This is a genomic window from Phyllobacterium sp. 01N428 (assembly GCF_056399405.1).
Genome location: NZ_JBFTRH010000001.1, coordinates 1594763 through 1620032, shown reverse-complemented (window position 1 = coordinate 1620032; position 25270 = coordinate 1594763). Strand labels below are relative to the sequence as shown.

Genomic DNA, 25270 nt, shown 5'->3' with positions numbered 1-25270 from the left:
TGCAGCCGCCTCGGCATCACCCCCGGCGGTTGCTGGTCGAGCGGTCGCCATTCAGTATGTCGCGCACTTCATGACGTCTGCGTTGCGCGAGATTTTGGACACCCATCTTGCCAAAACATCGCCATTGGCCCATTCATGTCCGCGCTGCTTCGCGATCGGGGATATTTGACTTATGACGATACGGCACCTTCAGGTGATCATCCTTACCGTAGTTCTTGCCGGTTGCGGCAACATCCAGGGCCAACTCGACAACGAGAAGATTTCGTCGCTGAACTACGATACGACAGACTGCGCGGCTCTGATCGCTCAGCGCAACCAGAAGATGGCCGAGGTCAGCCGCCTGACAAATGGCGCCGGCTACCAGGACCCGAATATTATTGTTGGTCTTGGGCCCTTCCTTCCCGACTATCGCACCAATAACCAGAAGCAGGCCGGGCCGCTGCAGGGCCAGGTCGATTCGATGACACGTTCGATCGACCGCAGGAAATGTGCCAGTTAACCTACCCCCTTACTGAAAATGCAAGTCTCCTGCCAGCATCCACGCTTAAATATTGAGAACTACACTCATATTTTTGAAGAAGATGTGTCCGATTTACTTTTGTTTGTAAAAATTGTTTCGTTGTGTGAAGTTGATTCCACGCCATACAATCACGAGTTGAGGGGACCATCATGATTCTGGGTATGACGCCATTTACCTTGTTCCACGTGATCTTGAGCCTTATTGGCATCGTGACAGGACTGGTCGTCCTGTCGGGCCTGCTCAAGTCGGAGAACTGGCCGGGCTGGACCTTTATCTTCCTGCTGACGACGGTCGCCACGAGCGTGACCGGATTTCTGTTCCCATTCAACGGCTTCACCCCGGCGATTGGCGTCGGGATTATCTCGATGGTATTTCTTGTTCTGGCAATCGCCGCCCTCTATGCATTCCGCCTCGCGGGATCGTGGCGCTGGGTCTATGTGGTATGCGCGATCGTGTCGCTCTACCTCAACGTTTTCGTGCTTGTCGCGCAATCGTTTCAGAAGATCCCAGCCCTTAACGCACTCGCGCCCACGCAGTCGGAACCGCCATTCGCAATCAGCCAGGGGATCGTGCTTGTACTTTTCATCATCGCCGGGTTTCTTTCGCTGCGGCGGTTCCATCCGCTGCAAGCTTGAAAAATGCACTAAAAGAGCCGGTCCAGCCTGCTTGACCGGCAATCCTATTCTTGTTTTTCACGGCATGTTGAATAACAAACGCAGAATGTGACTGCTGCCGACATTGATCTTAGTTGTATAAGCACGAAACTAGGCGTACACATATCGGCTTAGGCGACAATTAAGCTTTCAGCCTTCCGACCAACGGAAGGTAATTTGCTCTTCTCCAGGGAGTGACGAAATGGGCGACGTGACGCTTCATCTGCCCCATAATGCCAGTTGTGCAAGCCAACAAATTCTACAAAAAGTCCGCGAAGAAATGCCAAAGAAGCCCGCAAGCCCCAACAAGCTTTCGGATATTTTGAGGCGCGCCAAGGGTGGTTTCACCCATCGCAGGTTCAAACAGCACACGGCATGACGACAATGACAATTTAAAATATTTGACCTGCCGGCTTGCTGGCAGGTCAAAATTGCGTGCTTCCCGCCAAGTCGTGCTGGGTTGCTTACGATGGGCGAGCGCGGGGCATTCGAAGCCCGCCACCCCAATCATTTCAATACATGTTTGTCTCTGCAACCCTAGGGTAGTATGACTTCGGCGTTGACCCGTTGAAGTTGCAGCTCTGCCAGACCTTGCTATTATCGCCACGATTGTTATGTCGCCCGGCTCAACAGGCGCAGCCTTGACGCAGTCGGTTGACGTTGCTCGTGCGCCCGGACTGGCCTGGCGGCGATACACTTTCGAACTAGTGCACATTTCCGCTTTTGATCTAACGACGTAGCCTGAATTGTTGAATTGTTTTCAACCTGCCACCATGGCTTGATGCGACCTGAGCCGCATTCATTAGTTGGCTCTAAGTCCTCTTAATCACTGTGTCACGGGCAGATGTGGGAGGCACCAATGGATGAGGAGGATGAACGGAAGGAACGAGAGGATTACGCGCCCTACCTCACTTCAATCTGGGGATACCTCATCATCTTTCTGATCATCATACCGGTAGTCTTGTATCTGGGCCGTCAGTTCGGAAGGTGAGTAGTTGTGCCGTTCATCGCGTTGAAGAAGAGGGCAAAGACCCCCGCAGCGAATATTCCAGCCACATTTGATGACAACACACGCTGTTTAGACGGTGAATTAAAAGCCTATCTCTATTGGCCGCTAGCGGTCGTGCTGATCGCTATCGCTGCGAGCAGTTATCTCGCCGGAATGTATTACGCCTCGTGAGCTTGCCAGCGCTCAGCGCGGAGCCTCGAATTCCGGAACCTTGCTGTCCTCACCGAAAAACAGCTTCTTGGGATCATCTGCAAAACCCGAGACCGCCCGGTCGATGCTGTCGACGGAACGCCGGCTCGCCGAAATGAATTTCTGCACCTCCGGCAGCTTCGTGCCGGTGAAACTGCCGATGTTCTTCAAGATGGACGCCAATTGAGCATCCAGGGTTTTGGCCTGCTGTTGATAGGCTTCAAGCTTGGCACGTGCGTCGCTGACGGCGCTGCCTTTTTCATCTGACAGTTCACGATCGACCTTCGCCAGGGCATTGTCGATTTTAACGGAGGCTTCGTTGATGCGGGCGATCACGTCACGCGCATCATGCGTGATCTCATTGAGGCTTTTTGCGCGCTCGCCATATTTATTGATCAGATCGGTGCTAGCAGCCAACTTGTCTGTCGCCGCCTTGGCCTGGTTGATGCCTTCGACAAATGGCCCGCGGGTGTCGGCAATGTATTTCTCGGTCGCCGTCGTTGCCTTGTCGACGCGGTCAATCCAGTCCTGCGCTGTCTGAACCAGGGTTTTCAACGATGTGGGGTCAATGTCGACGCGCGCAACAGTGTCCTCCTTTTCCGCCTCCTCCAGAAGCTTGGGCTCATAGGCCTTGCCGCCTTTCAACTCGATATAGGCGCGGCCTGCCAGCAATTCGAACGCAAGCGTCGCGACCGTCGAACGCGTGATCGGCGTTGTCGCATCGATGTCGGTCTGGACGATCACGGCGTCCGGATTGGTCGAATCGATATACAATCGACGCACCTGCCCTACCTTCAAGCCATTGAAATAGACCGGACTATTGGCAGCAAGGCCAGTCACGGATCCGGGAACCCTGATTTCTAGCGTGGCAGTCTCGCGCGTCTCTCCATAACGCCCGATCCAGTAAAAGAAACCGAATGCGAGGAAACTCACCGCGAGCAAGAATATAGCTACAAGAAAATAGTTGGCCTTGGTTTCCATTGAAATTCCGGAATGAACACAGGTTCAGAAAATTGATCTTCTCATTACCGCCTCATGTCGCGGCAAATCAATGGCGTTCAGCCTTAAAGCGTTCCAATGTACGCATTGATCGAGGTGTTGGTTGTGACGAATGTCGGATTGGCCAAGTTTGGCAGCCGTGCCGGGACCAGCAAAACAGGCCCGGCGCTTCGACACGTATGGCGCTTGCCCAGCGTTCGGATTAACTTGAATATCCAGGAAGGCATTTTCGGATATTGTCGAACAATGATGAAGCTCGAGGGGATTGCAACCTTTGTCGCCGTGGCCGAAGCAGGCTCGATCAGCGAGGCCGCCCGCCGGCTGCGGCTATCGAAATCGATCGTCAGTGAAAGGCTTGCGGAACTGGAGCGTCAGATCGGGGCTGTGCTTCTGCATCGCACGACACGCAGTCTTGCCCTGACCGAGGATGGCGCGGCCTTCCTCGAGCGCGCGGCACGCATTACGCGTGAGGTGGAGGATGCGGCAGCCGACATGGCCGAGCGGCGCGGCCTGCTGGTGGGCCCGTTGCGCATTTCCGCGCCCGTAACTTTCGGGCGCATGCATCTCGGCCCTGCCCTTTTCCCGTTTCTGAAAGCGCATCCCGATATCGAGCTTTTTCTCGATCTCGACGACCGCCGCGTCGACGTGGCGTCCGATGGTTACGATGCCGTCATCCGCCACGGTCCGATTGCCGATTCCCGCCTCATCACCTGGCGCCTGGCGAGCAGTCAGCGCGTGCTCGTCGCATCGCCCGCTTACATCGATAGTTATGGAACTCCGGATTCCATCGAAGCGCTCGACCAGCACAAAGGTATTTTTTATGCAAACCGCGGCGTGGCCGATTGGAGTTTCCCAACGAACGGCACCGTGATGACCGTCCGTGGCCGGATCGGGCTCAGGGTCAACAATGGCGACACGATGCGCGATGCCGCCGTTGCCGGGATCGGGATAGCAATGCTGCCGAGCTTCGTCGCCGGCGAAGCGATCAAGGCCGGGCAATTGCAGGTTATCGATATCGGCGTGGCGGCGGCGGCCGAGCACATCTACATCGCCCACCCCGAAGGCCGCACGCCTTCAGCCAAGCTGAGGGCCCTTGCCGACCATCTGCGCAAGGCCTTCGGTTCTCCGGCCTACTGGGACTGTTGAAGCCATTCAGCCTGCGTTCAGCAGGTCGATCGTACAAAGATCACACTAGAAATAATGGGACCGAAGGTTCTTTGACTGGACGGCGAGCCGTTGCACTTCGCGCTGGAACTTTTTCCGGCGCGCAGTTGTTGAACAGTGATAGAATAACGGTCCGTATGGGAGGTAGACTTCTATGTCCATCAGATATTTGACGCTGGCTGCAGCAGTGGGTCTCTCTGCGGTTTTTCTTTCGGGCTGCGTCGAGACGACAGGTCCTTATTACGGCGGCTATGGCGGATATGGCGGCTATTACGGGACGACCGTCTATAGCGGATTTTATGATGGCCCCGGCTACAATGGCTACCGCTATAACCCTTACCGGAATGACCGCTATAGGTACGACCGCTACAGATACGATCGCTCCCGTTACGATCGCAATGGCAATGACGACCGCCGTCACTACAGCAACAGTGACAACAACCGACCGAACGTCAACCCGCCATCAAATCCCCGCCCGTCCTCGAATAACGACGGCGGTTACGGGGACCAGAAGATCTACCTGCCCCGCGGCGGCGACGCCTATATGGGTGGGTCGGGACGGTCGCACCAATAAGCTAGCGATGACAAAGCGGATCTTGCGATATAATTGGCGGAGGCTGGTCCAAAAGCAGGGGGCGTAATTGGGGGAGCGATAATGTCCGATGCCTTGCTCGAACGCCTGATCCCCTTCATTGGCGAGTGGCGCACGGACGCGACCATTGGCGGCAAGCCCATGGCCAGCGGTCATACCCGCTTTGAATGGCTGGCCAACAGGCAGTTCGTGATCCAGCGGGCCGACGCGGAGATGGCGCCGAGCCTTCCACGCGAATGGACGGAAAATTCCCCGTTTCCGATCACGTCAATCATCGGGCTCGATGATGCGACCGGGCTTTTCACGATGCTTTACACTGATGCACGGCACGTACACCGCATCGTCAACATGACGGTTGGTGACGGAGTGTGGAAGCTTTGGCGCGATTCTCCGGGTTTCTTCCAGCGCTATGTCGGTACGTTCGACACCGGAGGAAACACGATCAAAGGTTCGTGGCAACGCTCGCAAGACGGCACGTACTGGGCGCACGACTTCGATCTCGTATATCGCAGGGTCGGATAACAAGCCGGACCTCGATAACCCCAGGGCGAATACCGACAATCTAAAGTCTAATACCTTCCATCCTGGAATTGCACTAGAATATTTAATTGACCTTCCGGTCGCAATCTTTTGCACAACCAAATTGGGAAAATACACGACCCACTATTTTCCTTGCTGTGATTTATACACAAGTAGATGCGTAAAACGCAGTATAATTTATTGCTATATATGCAAACTTATCACGCCGAAAGTTCTATATTTTATCTATACATTTGGGAGGAATACAGGTGTCAATGTACAAGCTAACCCGGCGCGCATGCCTCGCTGCCGGCATCGCCGCTTTGTCGGCAATCGGTTTTTCCGCGCCGGCAACGGCAGGAACTTTCCCGGATCATGTGGTTACGCTGGTCGTGCCGTTTGCTGCGGGCGGTTCGACGGATGTTGTCGCCCGCGTGATCGCAGCCAAGATGTCCGGTCTGCTCGGCCAGCAAGTTATTGTCCAGAACATGGGCGGCGGCGGCACCAGCCTTGGCGCGAGCTTTGTGGCGCGGGCTGAACCGGATGGCTACACCGTTCTCATGGGCACGGTTGCGTCGCATGCGCTGAACCCCTTGATCTTGAAGACCAAAACCTATGATCCAGAAAAGGACTTTGCGCCGGTATCGCTGCTATTGATGGTTCCTAACATGCTCGTGGTCAACCCGGCACTGCCGGTAAAATCGGTTCAGGAACTGATAGACCTGCTGAAGGCCAATCCCGACAAATACAGCTACGCCTCCTCAGGCACCGGAACGCCGCTGCATCTGTCGGGAGAACTCTTCAAGAAAATGGCCGGCGTATCGATGCAACATGTCCCCTATAAGGGCGCGGGCCCGGCGTTGAACGACGTTCTTGCCGGTCAGGTCCAGATCCTCTTCGATAATCCCCCTTCGGCAGGACCGCACATCAAGGCGGGCACATTGCGCGCTTTAGGCGTAACCACCAAGGAAAGGGTGCGGGTTCTGCCTGATATTCCGGCCATTGCCGAGACCATTCCAGGCTATGAAACCTATACGTGGAATGCGCTTTTCGCCCCGGCCGGCACCCCGCCCGAGGTGGTTGCCAAACTCAACGAGGCCGCCAACAAGGCGCTACAGGACCCGGACGTAATCAAGCGACTGACGGATCTTGGCGCCACCGTGGTTGGTTCCACCCCGGAGGAACTGGCGGCCCATGTGAAGGCAGAAATCGCCAAATGGACGCCGATTGTCAAAGAGGCCAACATTCAGTTGGATTGAGGGAATCGAGGGGAAGCGGGGTGCGCGCCCCGCTTCCCGCCAATTTCAGAAACGCTCGGGACACACTGCTATCGTGTTGAAATCACGCATTGATCTTCTGGAATATTGTCTTGACCGTGCGGTGCAGCCAGGGCCACCGCGCCAATAGCCCCGACAGTCTTCGCGTCAACTGACTGGGCGGTCGATATTCAGCCAGGTCCTTGGCGATGAGTGCGGCGTCCTTCTCCGGGTCGGCCTCGCGGAACGCCTGGGACAAGACCTCGATTACAGACGAGCGCGCGGCCTCGATGGACTGTTCTGCTGCGTCATCGCGCTTGTAGAAGGACGAGTCGCGCGTTTCTTCAAGATAGGACAATCCCCACTTCTGGTCAGGCTCAAGATGACAGCCCTCGCCCCATTCGTTCCAGGCGTTGATGAAGATGAAATTGTCTTCGCCCTTGTCAAACTCGGTTCGCGTATAGGCCCGCAAATAGCGCAGCCATCTGCCATAGAGTGATGGGTTGGAATTTATGATCGTCGTTGCCGTGTCCTGGCGGCGCGCGGTGTTGTCCCAGCTTGGAATAATCCCACGATAAAGCCGAAATGCGGGCACCGGCCGGTTGACGCTTTGAGCTACCATCTTGCGGTAGTCAACAAAGCGGCCGGAGAACTCCGGATTGGTCGTGATCGGCGACCGGTCGGGCCGGCTTTCCGCACCGATGAATTTGTGCGGCGGGAATTCGACCAGTGCATCGGCCCCGCACTCTTGAGGCGCCGAGATATCATAAAAATCCACCGCGGCAATGTGCAGGTCCGGAAACCCCTGCCGCTTCGCAAATTCGCGCCAGACGGCAAAACTCTTCTTCGGGTTTGGAATTTCTTTGGCGTGATAGACGACAAGCAGCGGTTTGCCGTCGATCTTGATATAGCGATCGTCCTTGAAGTAATCGATGAGGCTGGCGATGAAGGCCTCATCATCGCCTTCGGCATATTTCTGTTCGAGAAGCACGCTCCTGGTGTCGCCGTCCCAGGTCCGGGTCCAGTTTTCGTTGGCCCAGCAGAGGCAAAACTTAATATCGATATCCGATTTGAGAAAGTTTTCTGCGGGACGTTCAAGAATGCGTCGCCCGCTGAACCAGTAATGGTAAAAGCAGAAACCGTGGATGCCATATTGGCGCGCCAGCGCCGCCTGTTCCGCCAGGGGTTCCACGTAGGACAGATCGTAGAAGCCGAGCTCGCGCGGGATATGCGGCTGGTAATGGCCGTCGAAATTGGGCCGGCCACGCGCGACATTGGTCCACTCGGTAAAGCCGGGACCCCACCAAGCGGAATTTTCCTTCACCCGATGAAACTGGGGCAGATAGAAGGCGATCAGCTTGGAGGTGTCCACGGAATCTGTAACGCGGCCGCTGTCTGAAATATCCGGGCCAACTCGATTGGCAGCAGATCCAGAACGCTCGGGCCCAAAAAGGCGGTTCATTGGCTACCTCGTCCTCGTGCTCGCCCGGGCACTAATTTTGGCGATCCCGGCTGGATTCGAACCAGCGACCGTCGGCTTAGAAGGCCGGTGCTCTATCCAGCTGAGCTACGGGACCGTTTGGTATCGGCGCGCCCATCCCGGCGGACAGGCGCAAAATTCAGTAAATCAATGCGTCCAGGGCTGCTTGCGGTCGAAGCGAAAGTTTTCCGAATAGGAGACGGCGCGGCGGCGCGTTTCCTTGGGTTCCAGTACCGTGAAAGCGATGCCGTTTTTTTGCGCGTAGGCAATCGCCTCTTCCTTGGTCTCGAAAGTCAGGCGAATCTGGCTCTTCATGTCGCGCGACGAGGTATAGCCCATCAGCGGTTCAACCTTGCGGGGCTGTTCCGGCTCGTATTCGAGCGTCCAGGTGTCGGCTTTCGCCTTCCCTGACTGCATGGCTGTTTTTGCTGGACGATAAATGCGCGCTGCCATCGAAGAATCCCTTTGTCTGCAATGCCGATATATTACAGGCTTTTGCCGAACTCCAGCAGCAACTTCACTGAAAATGGTCGGAGCGGCAGGATTCGAACCTGCGACCCTCTGGTCCCAAACCAGATGCGCTACCAGACTGCGCTACGCTCCGTCCGTTCTTGGACGCTGAGTTCCCTATTGTCTTAGCTTCGATAACGCAAGAGCCGAAATCAAGAAAACGGTCTAAAACGGAATAAACGGGTTGCAGTGGCGCGTTGTGCCGCCAAAAGCCCTTACCACGGTGTCAGTCTGAAGCACAAAATCAGACAATGGAATCTGAACTGACAGGGCCTACGACGTCGAACTGTAGGTTACAGTAATGTACTTTACAGGCCAGATGCTGCCGCAGACACTCCACGCGTTGCAAGTATCACGGAATGGGGTGCGGCCCTGTGGCGCAATCGCTTCAGGTGATTGCCCCCTCACGAGGACCTTGCTTCGCGTGGCCAAGAGGAGGGTTCCATGCACTCTCGCTATCTGCACGTCTCTCGCGCCTTCATTGCCGCCATTGGCTTTACGGCCCTGACAGGAATCGGTTACCCGACAGCTTTCGCGCAATCGGTGAGCGGGCAAGCGGGTTTACCGGGAGCCACGACCACGATCGACGGCAAGCAACTTCCCCCACCACCGCCAAAGTTTGGCGGGGTGATCAGGGAAAAGGCTGCGGACTCGCAACCCTGGTGGGCGCCGCGCGTCGTACCCCCGAAAGGCGCGCCCAACATCCTCCTGATCATGACGGACGACCAGGGCTTTGGCGCTCCAAGCACCTTTGGTGGTGTCATACCGACGCCGGCGATGGACCGGATCGCCAATGCCGGACTGCGTTTCACTAATTTCCACTCGACGTCGCTGTGTTCGCCGACACGGGCGGCATTGATAACGGGCCGCAACCACCACTCGGTCGGTGCGGGGGGTGGTCGGCGAAATAGCCACCGGATACCCGGGCTATGATTCGATCATTCCAATCGAGAAGGCGACGATCGGCACAATCCTCAAGGAGAATGGTTACGCGACGTCGTGGTTCGGAAAAAATCATAACACGCCCTCCTACCAGTCGAGTCAGGCAGGTCCATTTACTCAGTGGCCGACAGGGATGGGCTTTGATTATTTCTACGGGTTCGTCGGCGGCGACGCCAGCCAATGGCAGCCGAACCTCTTTCGCAACACCACGGCCATCTATCCCTTCGAAGGTAATCCCGGCTGGAACCTAGAAACGGCAATGGCCGACGAGGCCATCCAATATATGAACCAGTTGAAGGAAATCGCGCCCGAAAAACCGTTCTTTGTCTATTACGTGCCCGGCGCCACGCATGCCCCGCACCACCCGACGCCGGAATGGATCAAGAAGATCAGCGCCATGCACCTGTTCGACGAGGGCTGGAACAAGCTTCGCGAGACCATCTTCGCCAACCAGAAGCGCCTGGGGATCATGCCCGACAACGCCCGGCTGACGCCATGGCCGAAGGAACTGCCCGAATGGGATTCGCTTGGATTGGAGGAGAAGAAGCTCTTCATCAGGCAAGCGGATGTCTATGGAGCATACCTTGCCTACGCCGACAACGAGATTGGCCGGGTTATTCAGGCCGTCGAAGACCTTGGCGAACTGGACAACACGCTGATCATTTATATCGGCGGAGATAACGGCGCGAGTGCCGAGGGCATGCTCGACGGCACGCCGAACGAGTTCACCACCTTCAACGGCGTCGACGTGCCCGTAAAGGACCAGTATCTCTGGTATCCGTTCTGGGGATCCGAGCGAACGTTTCCGCATTATGCCGCGGCCTGGGCATGGGCGATGGATACGCCGTTCAAATGGGTCAAACAGGTACCATCGCATTTCGGCGGCACTTCACAGGGCGTCGCCATGTCCTGGCCCGGCCACATTACGGACGTCGGCGGTATCCGCCGCCAGTTCCATCATGTCATCGATATCGTGCCGACCTTGCTCGAAGCCACCGGCATTCCGATGCCCGAAACGGTCAACGGGATCGAGCAGCGCCCCATAGAGGGGACGAGCATGGTGTATACGTGGGACAAGGCAAACGCCACCGCGCCGACCCGGCACACGACGCAGTATTTTGAGATGCTCGGCAATCGCGCCATTTACGACAATGGCTGGGTCGCGGCGACAACGCCTGCAACCCGGCCATGGGAACTCAGCACCGCAACGCCGCCCGATGTGATATCCGGTTATAAATGGGAGCTTTACAATGTCGACGAGGATCCCACCCAGTTCAACGATCTTGCGGCAGCCATGCCGGACAAGCTCAAGCAACTACAGGACCTGTTCTATGCGGAGGCAAAAAAGTACGACGTCCTGCCGCTCGACAATTCGACGCTTTCGCGATGGAATACGCCGCGGCCAAGTCTCACGGCCGGCCGAACGGAATTTACTTACTCTGGCGAACTAAGCGGCGTTCCGGCGAGTGCCGCGCCAGGTACGCTCAACAAGTCCTACACCATCAGTGCTGACGTGGAGATACCCGCAGGCGGTGCCGAAGGCATGATCGTCACCGAGGGCGGAAGGTTCGGCGGCTACGGTCTGTTCCTGAGCAAAGGCGAATTCGGCGTCGGTCGCGGCAAGATCGTGTTTCTCTACAACCTTCTCGACCTCAAGCGGACCGTGTGGGAAGGCCCGGAACTGGAACCCGGCAAGCACACAATTGTCTTTGATTTCAAATCGGACGGCAAAGGTCTCGGCACGGGCGGGACCGGCGTCCTTTCAGTAGACGGCAAGGAGGTTGCCAGGAACACGATGGATCACACCATTCCGGTTACCTTCCCCGAGGATGAGAGTTTTGATGTTGGCGTCGATACCCGCACCGGAGTTGCTCTCTTCGAATACCGCTACGATTCTCCGTTCAAGTTTACGGGAACGATCGACAAAGTGACCTTCAAGCTCGGACAATAGCGAAAGGGGCAAAGCACAATGCCGGGGCGCGTAAATACCAAGCCGCTTCTCTCCGTGATGGCTGCGGCCGAGGGCGCGACCGGAGTGGCGCTGCTGGCTGCGCCTGCAATGCTCGTCGAACTGCTCCTCGGCACGGGCGTTGATGCGACCGGTGCCACGGTTGCGCGTGTAGCCGGTGTTGCGCTGCTCGCCCTTGGCATTGCTTGCTGGCGGGCAAGCGTCGACGCGGCGAGCGATGCCGCGCGCGGGCTGGTAGCGGCCATGCTTGTCTATAATTTTGGTGTCTCCGCGGTTCTGGTGCTGGCGGCGTTCCGCCCTGGACTATCCGGCATCGGCCTCTGGCCAGTCGCTATCGCCCACCTTGCGATCGCTGGCTGGTGCCTCGCATTTATTTTGGCACCTTCCCGCGACACCGCTTGAGGGTTGTGGGCAACAGATAATGCAATTATCGATCGTCTCCGGGCTCGGTAAGACCATTTTTAAAGATCGAAAGCGGCCTGCCCTTCGTCGATAGCCGTCACCAGGCTGGCGGCGAGCGCGCGCGTTATCTTCGATTTGCGCTCAAGTGCTGCCCTGTCCAGCCGCTCAACAATCCGATTTGCCGTCGAGAGCGATCGCTCGATATGGCTTACAAGAAAGCCGATTACGCTGGGTTCGACGGCAATCTGCCTGTCGGCGAAAAGCTTGTAGAGGACGCCGGACAACAGCATGTCGTCGGGCTCGCCGATTTCCACCGTCGTTGCCGCCTTCAGGCGCGAGGCAAGGTCCGGCAGCGTCACCGGCCAGTTGGCCGGCCATTTGCGCGATGTCATCAACAGGCTCGAGCCGCTCTGCCGGACGTTGTTGATGAGGTGGAAGAGACCGGCTTCATCAATTCTACCGTCGCCGATATCGTCGATGAGGAATGGACCCGCCTCACCCGCAGCGGCGCCGATGCGTCGCGGGTCGACGACGAGGGCATTGGCCTCGGCCTTCCAGATTGCAGCAAGGTGAGTCTTGCCCGAACCGGTCGGCCCGGCGAGCACCACGACCGGCGCGATCCATTCCGGCCAGCGATCGACGATATCCACGGCCGCCATGTTGGATGAGGACACGATCAGGTCGTCGCGGGAATATCCTGGCTCATGGCCGAGATCGAGCGGGAGTTGGCGGGGCGAAATCGTGCTGGTCATGGCGATGAAATACAGCCAGCTCTCCTGCCCTGTCACCTCAATTGTTTGGGCTCATCGGATTTGGGGTAGTCGCCTGTGTAGAGCGGGGATTGTTTATAGCGTCCGATCATGAACCGCACGAGAACGCCGATGGCAGCGGCGGTCGGTACGGCGATCAGCATGCCGGTAAAGCCAAGGAGCGTTCCGAATGCGAACAGCGCGAACATGAGCCATACCGGATGCAGGCCGACGGACGAACCGACGAGTTTCGGCTGAAGAATATTGCCTTCGATGAACTGGCCGACGCCAAAGGCGATGGCGACGCCGAGAATATGGCCCCATTCGGGCCAGAACTGCACCATGGCCACGCCGAGCGCAACGACAAGGCCGACCAGCGATCCGACATAGGGAATAAAACTGATCAGACCGGCAAAGAGGCCAATGAGAAGGCCGAAGTTCAATCCGACAATGGTAAGACCGACGGCATAGATGACGCCGAGGAGGAGGCAGACGGTGCCCTGGCCGCGGACGAACCCGGCGATCGCCTTGTTCATGTCGCGGGCAATGGCACGTATCGTATAGACGTGCTGGCGCGGTACCAGATTGTCGATCTTGGAAACCATCCGGTCCCAATCAAGCAGCATGTAGAATGCCACGACGGGGGTCACGACGAAGAGCGCAAAGACATCGATCAGCGTCTTGCCCGAACTCCAGATCGATTGCAGCAGCGTGGTCAGGAAACCCGCGCCCTGCTGCAGCAGCGAATCGAGGCTGTTGCGGATGACCGAGGCGTCTACGCCGATGAAATTCTTCAGCCATTGCGAATCGCGGTTGGCGATCAATTCCTGCAGGCGTGCCACGTAACTTGGCAGGCGCGCGATGAAATCGCTCATCTGCGAAGCGAGAACGGGCACGAGGATGATAAGGAGCAGCGCGAATGTCACGATGAACAGGACAAGGATGACCACCGTCGCAAGCAGTCGCGACAGGCCGAGCCGCTGCAGCCGGTCCGCCACGGGATCAAGGAAATAGGCCAGCACCATGCCGGCCACAAATGGCAGCAGGATCGAGGAGAACATATAGAGGAAAAGGCCGAGGAAAAGGAGAGCAGCTGTCCAGAACACCGCCTGACGGCGAACGCTGCTGGCAAGCGTATTGACCTCAACTTCCACATGGATGTCACGATCGGGGATCTCGACCGGGATCGCCTGTGTCTTGGTCGTGACTACGCCCTTGCTTTCAGTCTTTGTCATATCCAGCCATGTGTTTTGTCCAGGCGACGAGATAGGCAGTCGCGGAAGCTACGGTCAAGAGGGCAACGCCCCAGGTGAGCACGGCGCGGATGCCGGCAAATGAATAATCAAATGTAATATCGGCAAGCGTCACCGCGACGAGTATGATCTGAAATACGGTATTCGCCTTTGAGACCAGTAATGGATGCATTGCGACCGGCCTGTCAATGACAGTGCCGAGCACCACGGCTCCAATAATGAAGATATCTCGTGAAACGACAATGACGACGAGCCAGACCGGCAACTCCTTGAGGAAGCCAAGGACTACATACAGCGACACGAGCAATACCTTGTCGGCAATCGGATCGAGATAGGCTCCTAGGTCGGATTTCTGGTTGTAGCGGCGCGCGATGAACCCGTCGACACCGTCCGAAACACCCGCAACGATGAATCCTGCAAGAGCCGCTCCGACGTAGCCGGACAACAGCGCCATGACGATGAACGGAACCAGAATAAAACGGAAGATTGTGATGTAGTTGGGAATGGTCACGCGTCTTCCTCAAGGCATGCATCTCTGCTCTACATGGCGCGATGAACGCTGACGCTCAAGTGCTTGCGCGGGGCAAAGTGTCAATAAGTGGCGTTTTCTCCGCCGCTCCCGGCATAAGTTCTTGCAGCCACGCGTAAGTCGTGCCATTTCGCCATCAAAATCCGGAGCTGACGATGAGTGACAAGAACCAAGCCGGCAAGAATGGCCTCACCTATGCGCAGGCAGGCGTCGACATCGATGCCGGCAATCTGCTCGTCGAAAAGATCAAGCCGATCGTGCGCTCGACGCGGCGGCCCGGCGCGGATGGCGAAATTGGCGGCTTCGGCGGCCTTTTTGACCTCAAGGCGGCAGGTTTCACCGATCCGGTCCTGGTGGCCGCCAATGACGGCGTCGGCACCAAATTGAAGATTGCCATCGATGCCGGTGTCCACGACACGGTCGGCATCGATCTCGTTGCCATGTGCGTGAACGATCTCGTCGTGCAGGGCGCCGAGCCGCTGTTCTTTCTTGACTACTTCGCCACCGGCAAGCTCGACCCCGATCAGGGCGCCGCGATCGTAAGCGGCATCGCCGAAGGTTGCCTGCAGGCCGGCTGCGCACTTATCGGCGGTGAAACGGCGGAAATGCCGGGCATGTATCGCGACGGCGACTATGACCTCGCTGGATTTGCCGTCGGCGCAGCCGAGCGCAATGAACTGCTGCCGTCCGGCGACATCGTCGAAGGCGATGTCATTCTCGGACTTGCCTCTTCGGGCGTTCATTCCAACGGCTTTTCGCTGGTGCGCCGCATCGTCGAACTTTCCCGGCTCGGCTGGGATGACAATGCACCGTTCAAATCCGGTACGCCGCTTGGCGAAGCATTGCTGACGCCGACGCGCATTTATGTAAAACCACTCCTTGCAGCCATTCGCGAAACAAAGGCGATCAAGGCGCTCGCCCATATCACCGGCGGCGGCTTTCCGGACAATATTCCCCGCGTGCTGCCAAAGCACTTGACCGCCAGCATCGATCTTTCCGCGATCAAGGTTCCGTCCGTATTCTCCTGGCTCGCCAGCACCGGCGGCGTCGAGCGCGATGAAATGCTGCGCACCTTCAATTGCGGGATCGGCATGATCGCAGTCGTAGCGCCTGAGAATGTCGACGCGGTACTCACCGCATTGAAATCGCAGGGCGAAGATGCTGTGCGCCTCGGGACCATGGTGGCCGGTGCCGATCGGGGCGTCGTCTACCATGGTAAGCTGGCGCTGTGAGCGCCGGAATGCAGAAGAAGCGGGTGGCGATCCTGATTTCCGGGCGCGGCTCCAATATGAGCGCGCTTATCGAAGCAGCAAAGGTGCCCAACTATCCGGCGGAAATCGTTGTCGTCATCGCCAACAAGGCCGATGCCGCCGGGCTTGCAGCAGCGCGCGCCGAAGGGATCGAAGCGATCGCCATCCCGCATCGCGATTTTACCTCCAAGGCTGAACACGAGGCCGCCGTCTCCGCCGCGCTCCATGCGGCAAACGCCGATATTGTCTGCCTTGCCGGCTATATGCGGCTGATCTCGCCGGAATTCGTCAGGCAGTGGGAAGGCCGGATGCTCAACATCCACCCTTCCCTGCTCCCGCTGTTCAGGGGCCTTCACACCCACGAACAGGTGCTCGCCTCCGGTATGCGCGTGCATGGCTGCACCGTGCATTTCGTCACCGAAGGCATGGATGAGGGTCCGGCCATCGCCCAGACCGCAGTTGCCGTAAAGACCGGCGACACGCCGGCGACCTTGGCGGAGCGCGTTCTATCCGTCGAGCACGAAACCTATGCGCGTGCACTCGCGCTGGTTGCCAGCGGCAAGGCCACGATGCACGAAGGGCGCACCGTTTTCAGCGACTAGGCTCCGCTTTTCCGCAAGGGATCCCCCTCAGCCGCTTAGGCGGCGTCCTGTTCATCGTTCGAGGTTCGAACAAAGGATAGACGGAACCCTAGTGCTTGGGCGACTTTCGCTATGGTTGCAAGTTCCGGATTTCCGTCGCCGCTCAAGGCCTTATATATCGCTTGACGACTGAGGCCGGTCGTGCGCGAAAGTTCCGTAATTCCTCGAGCCCTTGCGATGACGCCCAGCGCTCTTGCGATTTCCGAAGGATCACCATCCGCACAGGTCGCTGCCAAATATTCTTCGATGACGTCTTCGGAATCGAGATGGTCAGCAGGATCATATTGGCTCAGTTTGATCACGATTTCGTCTCTCTCAAAACGTTGTTCATTATATTCGCCCTCCCGATATCGCGGCCCTGTGTACTCTTGTCGCCGCCGCAAAGGAGGATAATCAGCGATCCGCCTTGCTCCACATAATAGACGCGATACCCAGGACCATAGTCGATCCGAAGCTCGCTCACTCCCCGGCCTACAGGCCTAACATCACCCGGATTGCCGGCAACCAGGCGATCAATCCGCCTTAAGATGATCGCCTTAGCCCTTATATCGCGAAGCCTGTCGATCCACTGCTGAAACACATCCGTCTTCTGGACCGTCAACATAAATACTGTAAACCATAGTTGTCAAATTGAGCAAACGAAATTAGTTATGCAAAACCAAAAAATACGCAGCGGGAGCGGCCGGTTCAGGCAAGCCGCACCCAAATCTTGTTGTCGTGAAAGGCCGCGCCGCCATTGGGAGCCGGTGAATCGGCGCCGGTCAGCACATTGATGCCCTCGCCGCGTTCGAAGGCGGAATTGGCAAAGATGCCTTCCGAGATAACGACGCCGCGCTTCGTCCGCGCTTCGACGCGAGCGTGCAGAATGACTTCGCCACGTTCATTGCCGATCTCGACGCGCGCGCCGTCGATAATGCCGAGCGCCGCAGCGTCTTCCGGATGAATCAAAAGTTCGGGACGCTGTTCCTTGGCGGTCGAGGTCGGTGTTTCGGAAAAAGTCGAATTGAGGAAGTTGTGCGCCGGCGATGTCGCCAACCGGAACGGATGCTTTTCATCGGCCGCCTCGATCGCTTCCCAATAGTCCGGAAATGCCGGCAGCGTGCTGTAAGGCCCCTGCAGCCCCATGGATTGCGGCGGACGGTTGGGCGACGGGCCGTTCACCCAATCCGGCCTGAAGCGAAACTTGCCGTCCGGCCAGGCGAAGCCCTTTTCGTAATGCGCGGTCTCGAAGTCGGGCTGGATGTCGAGCCAGCGCATGGCCTTGAGCGCGTCGAAGCCCGGCAGATTGCTCGCCGCCATCATATTGTCGATGAGGGTCTTTGCATCGAGATCAAAGCCCGGCAGGTGCGCGACGCCGAGCCGCGTGGCGAGTTCGTTGATGACGAAAAGATTGGGGCGTGTCTCGCCGGGTCCGTCGATCAGTTTTGGCCCAAGCACGATGTGCTGCTGGCCGCCGCCACGATAAATGTCGTCATGTTCCATGAACATCGTCGCTGGCAGCACGACATCGGCGAGCTTCGCCGTATCGGTCATGAACTGCTCATGCACGGCCATGAAGAGGTCATCGCGCAGCATGCCCTGTTTCACCAGCCGCTGCTCCGGCGCGACATTGGCGGGGTTCGTATTCTGCACCAGCATCGCGGTGACGGGAGGTCCGCCATAGAGCGCCGATGCGTCGCCCGTCAATGCGGGGCCAATGCGGGACTGGTCGATGTGGCGGATCGAGGGATCGGCAAAGGCCCGCCCCTCGATCTCGCGCTTGTCCATCCGGAAAATGCCGGAATTGGAATGGAAGCCGCCGCCGCCTTCAAATTTCCAGGCGCCGGTCACGGCCGGGATCGACAGCGCCGCATGCATATTGACCGCGCCGTTGCGCTGGCGGGCAAATCCATAGCCAAGGCGGAAGAACGTCTTCTTGGTCGTGCCGACGAGACGGGCGAATTCTTCGATTTCTGCAACTGAAAGGCCGGTGATCGCCGCGGCCCATTGCGGAGTCTTATCCTTGAGATGCCGTTCAAGCCCTTTCGGATCGTCCGTATAGGCATTGAGATAGTCCCAATCGGCGAAGCCATCGCGGAAAAGCACGTGCATGACGGCGCAGGCGAAGGCTCCGTCGGTGCCGGGCTTGAGCACGAGGCCGAGATCGGCCTGTCGCACCGTCGCCGTCTCATAGATGTCGATGGCGACGATCTTTGCGCCGCGATCCTTGCGGGCGCGCACGGCATGGGTCATGACATTGACCTGTGTCGCCGCGGCATTCGTGCCCCATATGACGACACAATCCGACTTTGCCATCTCGCGCGGATCGACGCCCCCAAGCTTACCGGTGCCGGCATAAAAGCCGCTCCAGGCGAGATTGGTGCAAATACTGTCGAACTGGTTGGTATATTTCTTGGCGTGGCGCAGGCGATGGATCGAGTCGCGCTGCACAAGTCCCATCGTGCCGGCGTAGTAATAGGGCCACACGGTTTCCGAGCCGTACCTTGCCTCAGCCTTGAGGAACCGTTCGGCGACGAGGTCGAGCGCAGCATCCCAGCTTGCCTCCTTCCACAGCCCCTCGCCTTTGGCGCCAGCGCGGATAATCGGCTTCAAGAGCCGCTCCGGATGGTGGATGCGCTCGGCATAGCGGGCGACCTTGGCGCAGATGACGCCGGCCGTATAGGTATTTTCCTTGGCGCCGCGCACCCGCCCGATATGGCCCGTGTCGAGAACCTCCACATCGAGCGCGCAGGTCGACGGGCAGTCGTGGGGGCATGCGGAATGGCCGGTGCGAAGAAGGACAGCTTTGTTCATGTCCGATCCATAGCGCAAAATCACATCGGCACAAATGCCGCTTTTTGTCTTGGTGACAAGCTTGACCGCGCCCCATCATCGTTGTTAGTTAAGCAACTACTTTAGTAATGATCAAAGCGGAGGAAGAAATGTCGCTGACGCTGTATTTTCACCCATTGTCATCCTTCTGCCAGAAGGTTCTGACGGCCCTCTACGAGAAGGACATCGCCTTCGAGAAGCACGTCGTCAATTTCATGGATGCGGCGGAAAACGCACGCTTCACCGAGATTTGGCCGATCCGCCAATTTCCAGTGCTTCGCGATACGGCAAGCGGCAGGACAGTCCCGGAGTCGAGCCTGATTATCGAATATCTCGACCAGCATTATCCCGGCAAAATGCAACTGTTGCCGGAGGATCGCGAGGAAGCTTTCGAGGCGCGCAGACTTGACCGGTTCTTCGATCTGCACGTGCAGGTACCGATGCAAAAGACCGTGACGGACAAGCTTCGCCCCGAGGGCCAGAATGACAGTTTCGGCGTCGAGGAGGCAAAAGCGAAGCTCAACACAGCCTACGGCGTGCTTGAAAAGGAACTCGGCGGCAAAACCTGGGCGACGGGCGAGCGTTATACAATGGCCGATTGCGCGGCCTCGCCGGCGCTATTCTATGCCAACCTGTCCGTGCCGTTCGGCGCCGAATATCCGGGTGTCTCTGCCTATCTCGACAGGCTGATGCAGCGCCCATCTTTCGCGCGCGCCGTGGAGGAAGCAAGGCCTTATTTCGATATGCGGCCCGAATAGGTCAGGCGAGCCGCATGACTGCCGCACCAGCCGCGATCAACGCCACGGCGGCAATACGTTTCGGTCCAACGCGCTCGTGGAGAACCAGCGCGGAAATTGCAACGGCGAAAAGAATGGAGGTCTCGCGCAATGCCGCGACCGTCGCCACCGGCGCCATCGTCATCGCCCAGAGCGCGAGGCCGTAGGAGCCAAGCGTTCCGACGCCGCCGATGGTGGCAAGGCGTATGCGCCTGGTGAAATGCGGCCAGAGTTCGCCGCGACGCATCACCACGGTCCACAAGAAGAGCGGTACAGCATTGAGGACGAAAACCCACATCGTATAGGAGGCGGGCGCGCCGGAATGGCGCACGCCGATGCCGTCGATGAGGGTATAGGTGGCGATGACGAAGGCATTCACGAGCGCAAACATCGTCGCGGCGCGATTGGCGGAAGCCCGCCGCCTCGCCTCCAGCGCCAGAGCGAGGACGCCGCCGCAAATAAGCGCGATGCCTGCCCATTTCTGCAGCGAAAGCACCTCGCCGATGAGCGGCCCACTGGCAATCGCCACGATAAGCGGCGCCGTGCCGCGCATGATCGGATAGGCCTGGCTCATATCGCCGCTGCGATAGGCAGCCGCGACGAGGATGAGGTAGATCACCTGCGCGACGCCCGACGCGGCGAGAAACGGCCAGCTCTCCCGCGCCGGCGGCGGCAGAAATGGCAGGCAGATTGCCGCGATCAGGCCTGCCGACGTGACAACGACGACGGTGTTGAGAAATTTGTCGCCTTCGGATTTGACGACGGCATTCCAGCTCGCGTGCATGAACGCGGCAAAGAGCACAATGAGAATGACAGTCCCGGACATGTTGCTAACCCGTAGCACGCCAGCGATACGAGTGTGCCCTGCGGCCCTATAGGACAGATTTATGACATTTGGCAAATTGGTTGCTTGAAAGCACAGGTTCAGGGAAATTGAAGGCTTGCTTTCGGCCGCTTCCTCGGTCCTCGGGACGAGCCCGGGGAAGACGGCAGCGATGGGTGGAAGCGGCGGTGGTAGCTGGAGCACGGCAATGATTGTGGATCCGCGCCCTGCCCCAGGCACGCGCAGCATCAAAATGAGGCAGCGGTCACACCGGATACTTGCGAGCGGCAGGACATCGTGAAACAAGCAGCGCATGAACTATCGCCACGCCTATCACGCCGGCAACTTCGCGGATGTGGTCAAGCACATCATCCTGACGCGGCTGGTGCTTTACCTGCAGCGCAAGGAACAGGCGTTTCGCGTCATCGATACCCATGCGGGGGTCGGCGGCTACGACCTTAAGGGTGTCGAGGCCGGCAAGACCAATGAATGGCAGAACGGCATTGGCAGGCTGCTGGAGGCAAAGTTCGATCCCGACGTCGCCGCGCTCGTGTCTCCTTACCTCGACATCGTCCGGGCCGAAAATGCCGATGGAGCGATGCGGCACTATCCCGGCTCACCGCTCATCGTGCGCCACTTGCTGCGGCGTCAGGACCGGCTTTCCGCCCTCGAACTGCACCCACGGGATGCAGAGCAGCTCGGCGACCTCTTTGCCGGCGACGTGCAGGTGCGCGTAACCCAGCTCGACGGCTGGCTCGCCATGGGCGCGCATCTGCCGCCGAAGGAAAAGCGCGGCCTCGTCCTCGTCGATCCGCCATTCGAGGTTGCGGGCGAGTTCGACCGGCTGGTCGACAGCCTTGCCAAGGCGCACAAGCGCTTTTCCGGTGGAACCTTTGCCCTGTGGTACCCGGTCAAGGACCGCCAGGAAGTCAGGCGTTTCGCGGAAGCGCTGCGCGATACCGGCATTCCCAAGATCCTGCGCACGGAGCTTATGATTCGCGCGCCGTCGGCCGAGCCGCGGCTCGACGGCACCGGCATGATGATCGTCAACCCGCCTTTCACGCTGGAAGCGGAACTGCGCATTCTCTTCCCGGCGTTGTCAAAAATCCTCACTGAGGAAAAAAATGCAGGCTTTACAGTCGATTGGGTACGCGGGGAACAAGTTGACGCTTGACCGGAAGCAACTGCTGGTCGAAATTGCGGCAAAGATTAGTGGAGAGTACACACATGGCACGCCTATCACCCCTCCTTGCGGTTGGCTTTGCGGTCAGCGTCGTATTGTCCTCAGGGATCCCGGTTAGGGCAGCGGACTACGTTCAGGGCGGCTACGACGATACATGCGGCCAGGCAAGTGTGCTGAACCGCATCGTGAACCGGTTCGCCTATCAGGTGCGGCACGTGCCCAACCTGCCGCAGGTCGGCATACAGAATTTCAGCGATGTTCGCATGACGCGCTTTGAGCCGAGTCGCGAGCCCGAACTTGCCGCCGTCGAGCGCCACTATTGCAAGGCCACCGCGCATCTGAGCGACGGCGTCCAGCGCCCGGTCTGGTACGTGGTCGAGGACGGCATGGGCTTTGTCGGCATCGGCAACAATGTCGAGTTCTGCGTGGCCGGATTCGATCGCTGGCACGTCTATGACGGCCAGTGCCGCACGCTGTACTGAGCCGCCGAAACCTCGTTAGGTGATGCCGATCGGCAAATGGGCCGGCTACGCGCTGTTTGCGGCACTGCTCGCGATTTCAGTTCTCACCTATCTGCGCGAACAGAATGCGCCGGAAATCACCGGGGCGGCGCCGGTCCCCGAAATCTCGGAGGACGCGCAACGATCCACCCCTACGGATGCAAAGTCAGTCCCCATAGGTTCGGGGTTCGATTTCTATGTCCTTGCCCTCTCCTGGTCGGCGAGCTACTGCGCGGCGGAGGGCGCGAAGGCCAACCGGCAGCAATGCAGTTCCGGCCGCCCCTACGGCTTCGTGGTGCACGGACTGTGGCCGCAATATGAGCAAGGCTATCCCGAGGATTGCGACACTACCGGGCCACGCGATGTGCCTTACGCCTTAGCGAAGCAGCTTTCGGACATCATGCCTTCTGTCGGGCTCGTCACGTACGAATGGCGCAAGCATGGCGCTTGCAGTGGCCTCAGCCAGCAGGACTATTTCGCCGTGATGCGCCGCGCGGTGGATCGGGTGTCGATCCCCGGAGCATATCGCCAACCGACCGCACGCCCGCAAGTTAATCCGCTGGTTATCGAACAGGCATTCATATCCGCCAATCCCGGCATACCGAAAGCGGGCGTCGCCGTGACATGCGACCGTGATTATCTTCGCGAAGTGCGCATCTGCCTGACCAAGGATCTGAATTTCCGGGCCTGCCCTGAGGTTGACCGCTCGAGTTGCCGGCAACGCGCCGTCGCAATGCCCGCTGCCCAATAATCGGGACCGCTTTGCGAAAACGCTCGCGGCGTTTACGTTTCACCATCGAATCGCAACACGCTGGAGCGTCATCGTGACGAAAGTTCTCTATTCCCCCGCCTCGCCCTATAGCACCAAGGTTCGCATGGCCGCGCTTTATTCCGGCGTGCCGATCGACAGCGTACTCGTCGACAGCAATGCCGAGCCGGCCGAACTGATCGACGCCAATCCGCTCGGCAAGATTCCGACGCTCATCCTCGATAATGGCAAGGCTATTTTCGACAGCCGGGTGATCACGCAGTATCTCAACCGCCTGTCCGGCAACAAGCTTTTCCCCCGCAACGCGGAAAAGCGCCTTGAGGCCGAACAGCTCGAATCGATCGCCGACGGGCTTTGCGATGTACTGCTCGCGCATGTCTATGAAAGACGGTTTCATCCGGAAGAGAAAATTCATCAGCCATGGCTCGATCGCCAATGGGGCAAGGCGGTACGCGTGCTGGATCACCTCAATGCCGCGCCGCCGCGCCTGGGAAAGAAGATCCATGGCGGGCATATCGCGCTCGCGGCGGCCCTCGCCTATGCAAGCCTGCGCTTCGAGGGCAAATGGGAAAAGGGCCGCTCGAAATTGAAGCGCTGGCAGAAGCGCTTCGAGGAGTTGCACCCCGAACTTGCGGCGCTGCTGCCGAAATAGCACAAAAAAAGGCCGGACAGTTGCCTGTCCGACCCCTTTCGTCATCCGGCTGGCTTAAAACTTGTAACCAACGCCAACCCGGACTTCGTTTGTGGTCAGCTTGCTCGAAACGTCGCTGAGGCCACCAAGATCGTAGTCCTTGCGTCCGAAATCGTTGTAGCGATATTCGACGCGGCCAACGATGTTGTTGGTGATCTTGGCTTCGGCGCCCGCACCAACCGTCCAGCCGAGCAGCGTATTGGAATCGCTGCCGGTGTCGGCCGAAAGCTTGCTGTTCGTCACGGCAAGACCGCCGGTGCCATAAAGCAGCACAGGGTCGAGGGCGATACCGGCACGGGCACGTACCGAGCCTTCTACGCCCTGCTTGGCCTTGATGCCGTTGCGGGTTTCATCGCCGCCGGAATAGCCGAGATCGGCTTCACCACCGTATACGAACTGGCCGTTCTGGAAGTTGTAACCACCATAAGCACCACCTTTGAAACCGTCGGCATTGATTTTGCCGTCATCGGTCTTGTGCTTGTTCCAGCCGTAGCCGCCATAGGCACCGAGATAAGCGCCTGACCAGTCGGATGCGACAGGCGCTGCTTCGACAGGAGCCGGTGCTGGCGGCTGTTCCATGACAGCGTCGGCGGCAAATACGGGAGCGGAAAGCATCAGCACAGCGGCCGACGCGAGGAAGGTTGTTTTAAGAGTGCGCATGGCAATCTCCTTTTTTTTAAACTCTTTTACACGGAGCGGGCACTGGTCGGGGGGAAAAACCATGGATTGCGTCCGCTTAACGAGGCGGACATTCGCGCCGCATTGTGGCGGCACTTGCGCGGCAGTGTGATAAGAAACCGACGAGATCGTGGCCGAAATGCGATGTGCTTTTTGCGCAACATTCTGCATTGCGGCCAAACTCAATAGTATGTCAGTCTAGCTGTGAAAGAACTGCTCACAAACATTTGATAATAAACAAAACTATCTCGCTGGTAATGGTTAAATTCCGATTAGAATACTTAATATTTACTTAATATTTGCACAGATCGACGGAGAGACATTGCCGCCGCCAAATAACGCAACTTTCGGCTGGCAAGCCGTAGCGAAAGAACACCGTTCGACTGCTTCTGTTCACTGCTGACCTTTCACCC

At 58.3% G+C, this 25270-nt stretch carries 26 protein-coding genes, 2 tRNA genes and 1 pseudogene; 16 read left to right on the top strand and 13 right to left on the bottom strand.

What is annotated here, in order from left to right; translation table 11 throughout:
- The first annotated feature begins 172 nt into the window (after positions 1-172).
- The 3 genes from AC1DNI_RS07985 (at position 173) to AC1DNI_RS07975 (ending at position 1552) form a co-directional block, all read left to right on the top strand.
- Entirely contained in the window at positions 173-499 is a 327-nt protein-coding gene (locus AC1DNI_RS07985; RefSeq protein ID WP_477691435.1) for a hypothetical protein, read from the top strand.
- Positions 500-669: 170 nt separating this feature from the next.
- Positions 670-1155 carry a hypothetical protein gene (locus AC1DNI_RS07980; RefSeq protein WP_477691434.1) on the top strand — a complete coding sequence of 162 codons (486 nt, stop codon included), beginning with the start codon at positions 670-672 and terminating at the stop codon, positions 1153-1155.
- A 220-nt stretch (positions 1156-1375) separates the two neighbouring features.
- Positions 1376-1552, top strand: a complete 177-nt coding sequence (locus AC1DNI_RS07975; protein ID WP_153667724.1) for a hypothetical protein — start codon at positions 1376-1378, stop codon at positions 1550-1552.
- An 813-nt stretch (positions 1553-2365) separates the two neighbouring features.
- On the opposite strand, the gene AC1DNI_RS07970 is transcribed toward AC1DNI_RS07975, so the two are convergent.
- Positions 2366-3352 (bottom strand): MlaD family protein, encoded by a 987-nt coding sequence (locus AC1DNI_RS07970; RefSeq protein ID WP_477691433.1) that lies wholly within the window; start codon positions 3350-3352, stop codon positions 2366-2368.
- A gap of 264 nt (positions 3353-3616) precedes the next feature.
- On the opposite strand from AC1DNI_RS07970, the gene AC1DNI_RS07965 reads away from it, so the two are divergent.
- The 4 genes from AC1DNI_RS07965 (at position 3617) to AC1DNI_RS07950 (ending at position 6904) form a co-directional block, all read left to right on the top strand.
- Positions 3617-4516, top strand: coding sequence for a LysR family transcriptional regulator (locus AC1DNI_RS07965; RefSeq protein WP_477691432.1), 900 nt, complete (start codon positions 3617-3619; stop codon positions 4514-4516).
- A 172-nt stretch (positions 4517-4688) separates the two neighbouring features.
- Positions 4689-5108 (top strand): hypothetical protein, encoded by a 420-nt coding sequence (locus tag AC1DNI_RS07960; RefSeq protein ID WP_477691431.1) that lies wholly within the window; start codon positions 4689-4691, stop codon positions 5106-5108.
- Positions 5109-5189: 81 nt separating this feature from the next.
- Positions 5190-5648, top strand: a complete 459-nt coding sequence (locus AC1DNI_RS07955) for a hypothetical protein (RefSeq protein WP_477691430.1) — start codon at positions 5190-5192, stop codon at positions 5646-5648.
- A 272-nt stretch (positions 5649-5920) separates the two neighbouring features.
- The gene (locus AC1DNI_RS07950) at positions 5921-6904 is read left to right on the top strand and encodes a Bug family tripartite tricarboxylate transporter substrate binding protein (RefSeq protein ID WP_477691429.1); all 984 of its coding nucleotides are present in this window, start codon (positions 5921-5923) and stop codon (positions 6902-6904) included.
- Between the two features lie 82 nt (positions 6905-6986).
- Here the strand turns inward: AC1DNI_RS07950 and AC1DNI_RS07945 are convergent, their stop codons facing one another.
- From AC1DNI_RS07945 to AC1DNI_RS07930, 4 genes are all read right to left on the bottom strand, one after another.
- On the bottom strand, positions 6987-8363 hold the full coding sequence (locus tag AC1DNI_RS07945) for a glycosyltransferase WbsX family protein (RefSeq protein WP_477691428.1): 1377 nt from the start codon (positions 8361-8363) through the stop codon (positions 6987-6989).
- A 38-nt stretch (positions 8364-8401) separates the two neighbouring features.
- Positions 8402-8478: transfer RNA gene (locus AC1DNI_RS07940), tRNA-Arg, on the bottom strand.
- 50 nt (positions 8479-8528) lie between these two features.
- Positions 8529-8834, bottom strand: coding sequence for an ETC complex I subunit (locus tag AC1DNI_RS07935; protein ID WP_027232353.1), 306 nt, complete (start codon positions 8832-8834; stop codon positions 8529-8531).
- A 74-nt stretch (positions 8835-8908) separates the two neighbouring features.
- A tRNA-Pro gene (locus AC1DNI_RS07930) sits at positions 8909-8985 on the bottom strand.
- A gap of 350 nt (positions 8986-9335) precedes the next feature.
- On the opposite strand from AC1DNI_RS07930, the pseudogene AC1DNI_RS07925 reads away from it, so the two are divergent.
- Positions 9336-11784, top strand: a pseudogene (locus tag AC1DNI_RS07925) (arylsulfatase).
- An 18-nt stretch (positions 11785-11802) separates the two neighbouring features.
- A complete protein-coding gene (locus AC1DNI_RS07920) occupies positions 11803-12204 on the top strand; it encodes a hypothetical protein (protein WP_477691427.1) in 402 nt (133 codons plus the stop codon).
- 59 nt (positions 12205-12263) lie between these two features.
- Here the strand turns inward: AC1DNI_RS07920 and hdaA are convergent, their stop codons facing one another.
- From hdaA to AC1DNI_RS07905, 3 genes are read right to left on the bottom strand one after another with little or no spacing between them, the layout of a single operon-like run.
- Positions 12264-12956, bottom strand: coding sequence for a DnaA regulatory inactivator HdaA (gene hdaA / locus AC1DNI_RS07915; protein WP_477691501.1), 693 nt, complete (start codon positions 12954-12956; stop codon positions 12264-12266).
- A gap of 32 nt (positions 12957-12988) precedes the next feature.
- Positions 12989-14188, bottom strand: a complete 1200-nt coding sequence (locus AC1DNI_RS07910; protein WP_153667734.1) for an AI-2E family transporter — start codon at positions 14186-14188, stop codon at positions 12989-12991.
- Positions 14175-14717 (bottom strand): CDP-alcohol phosphatidyltransferase family protein, encoded by a 543-nt coding sequence (locus tag AC1DNI_RS07905; RefSeq protein WP_113281912.1) that lies wholly within the window; start codon positions 14715-14717, stop codon positions 14175-14177. Before AC1DNI_RS07905 ends, AC1DNI_RS07910 begins: the two co-directional genes overlap by 14 nt.
- A gap of 173 nt (positions 14718-14890) precedes the next feature.
- On the opposite strand from AC1DNI_RS07905, the gene purM reads away from it, so the two are divergent.
- Positions 14891-15967 (top strand): phosphoribosylformylglycinamidine cyclo-ligase, encoded by a 1077-nt coding sequence (gene purM / locus AC1DNI_RS07900; RefSeq protein WP_477691426.1) that lies wholly within the window; start codon positions 14891-14893, stop codon positions 15965-15967.
- An 8-nt stretch (positions 15968-15975) separates the two neighbouring features.
- Positions 15976-16587 (top strand): phosphoribosylglycinamide formyltransferase, encoded by a 612-nt coding sequence (gene purN / locus AC1DNI_RS07895; protein ID WP_477691425.1) that lies wholly within the window; start codon positions 15976-15978, stop codon positions 16585-16587.
- 35 nt (positions 16588-16622) lie between these two features.
- Here the strand turns inward: purN and AC1DNI_RS07890 are convergent, their stop codons facing one another.
- The 3 genes from AC1DNI_RS07890 to AC1DNI_RS07880 all read right to left on the bottom strand — a co-directional run bounded on the left by AC1DNI_RS07890 (position 16623) and on the right by AC1DNI_RS07880 (position 19419).
- Complete coding sequence (locus AC1DNI_RS07890) at positions 16623-16931, bottom strand: addiction module antidote protein (protein ID WP_477691500.1); 309 nt, start codon at positions 16929-16931, stop codon at positions 16623-16625.
- Positions 16925-17230, bottom strand: coding sequence for a type II toxin-antitoxin system RelE/ParE family toxin (locus tag AC1DNI_RS07885; protein ID WP_477691424.1), 306 nt, complete (start codon positions 17228-17230; stop codon positions 16925-16927). The genes AC1DNI_RS07890 and AC1DNI_RS07885 overlap by 7 nt, the downstream gene beginning before the upstream one ends.
- Before the next feature lie 83 nt (positions 17231-17313).
- Positions 17314-19419 (bottom strand): molybdopterin oxidoreductase family protein, encoded by a 2106-nt coding sequence (locus tag AC1DNI_RS07880; RefSeq protein ID WP_477691423.1) that lies wholly within the window; start codon positions 19417-19419, stop codon positions 17314-17316.
- A 128-nt stretch (positions 19420-19547) separates the two neighbouring features.
- Here AC1DNI_RS07880 and AC1DNI_RS07875 point away from each other — a divergent pair, with 128 nt between their 5' ends.
- A complete protein-coding gene (locus AC1DNI_RS07875; RefSeq protein WP_477691422.1) occupies positions 19548-20195 on the top strand; it encodes a glutathione S-transferase family protein in 648 nt (215 codons plus the stop codon).
- Between the two features lies 1 nt (position 20196).
- Here AC1DNI_RS07875 and AC1DNI_RS07870 read toward each other — a convergent pair whose 3' ends face one another.
- Complete coding sequence (locus tag AC1DNI_RS07870; protein ID WP_477691421.1) at positions 20197-21039, bottom strand: EamA family transporter; 843 nt, start codon at positions 21037-21039, stop codon at positions 20197-20199.
- Between the two features lie 310 nt (positions 21040-21349).
- Here AC1DNI_RS07870 and AC1DNI_RS07865 point away from each other — a divergent pair, with 310 nt between their 5' ends.
- The 4 genes from AC1DNI_RS07865 to AC1DNI_RS07850 all read left to right on the top strand — a co-directional run bounded on the left by AC1DNI_RS07865 (position 21350) and on the right by AC1DNI_RS07850 (position 24140).
- Entirely contained in the window at positions 21350-22210 is an 861-nt protein-coding gene (locus tag AC1DNI_RS07865) for a 23S rRNA (adenine(2030)-N(6))-methyltransferase RlmJ (protein ID WP_477691420.1), read from the top strand.
- Positions 22211-22263: 53 nt separating this feature from the next.
- Positions 22264-22701, top strand: a complete 438-nt coding sequence (locus AC1DNI_RS07860) for a hypothetical protein (protein WP_027229775.1) — start codon at positions 22264-22266, stop codon at positions 22699-22701.
- Positions 22702-22723: 22 nt separating this feature from the next.
- Positions 22724-23470 (top strand): ribonuclease T2 family protein, encoded by a 747-nt coding sequence (locus AC1DNI_RS07855; RefSeq protein ID WP_477691419.1) that lies wholly within the window; start codon positions 22724-22726, stop codon positions 23468-23470.
- A gap of 73 nt (positions 23471-23543) precedes the next feature.
- Positions 23544-24140, top strand: coding sequence for a glutathione S-transferase (locus tag AC1DNI_RS07850; RefSeq protein WP_477691418.1), 597 nt, complete (start codon positions 23544-23546; stop codon positions 24138-24140).
- A 54-nt stretch (positions 24141-24194) separates the two neighbouring features.
- Here AC1DNI_RS07850 and AC1DNI_RS07845 read toward each other — a convergent pair whose 3' ends face one another.
- Positions 24195-24839, bottom strand: a complete 645-nt coding sequence (locus AC1DNI_RS07845; protein WP_027229778.1) for an outer membrane protein — start codon at positions 24837-24839, stop codon at positions 24195-24197.
- Positions 24840-25270: the final 431 nt, after the last annotated feature.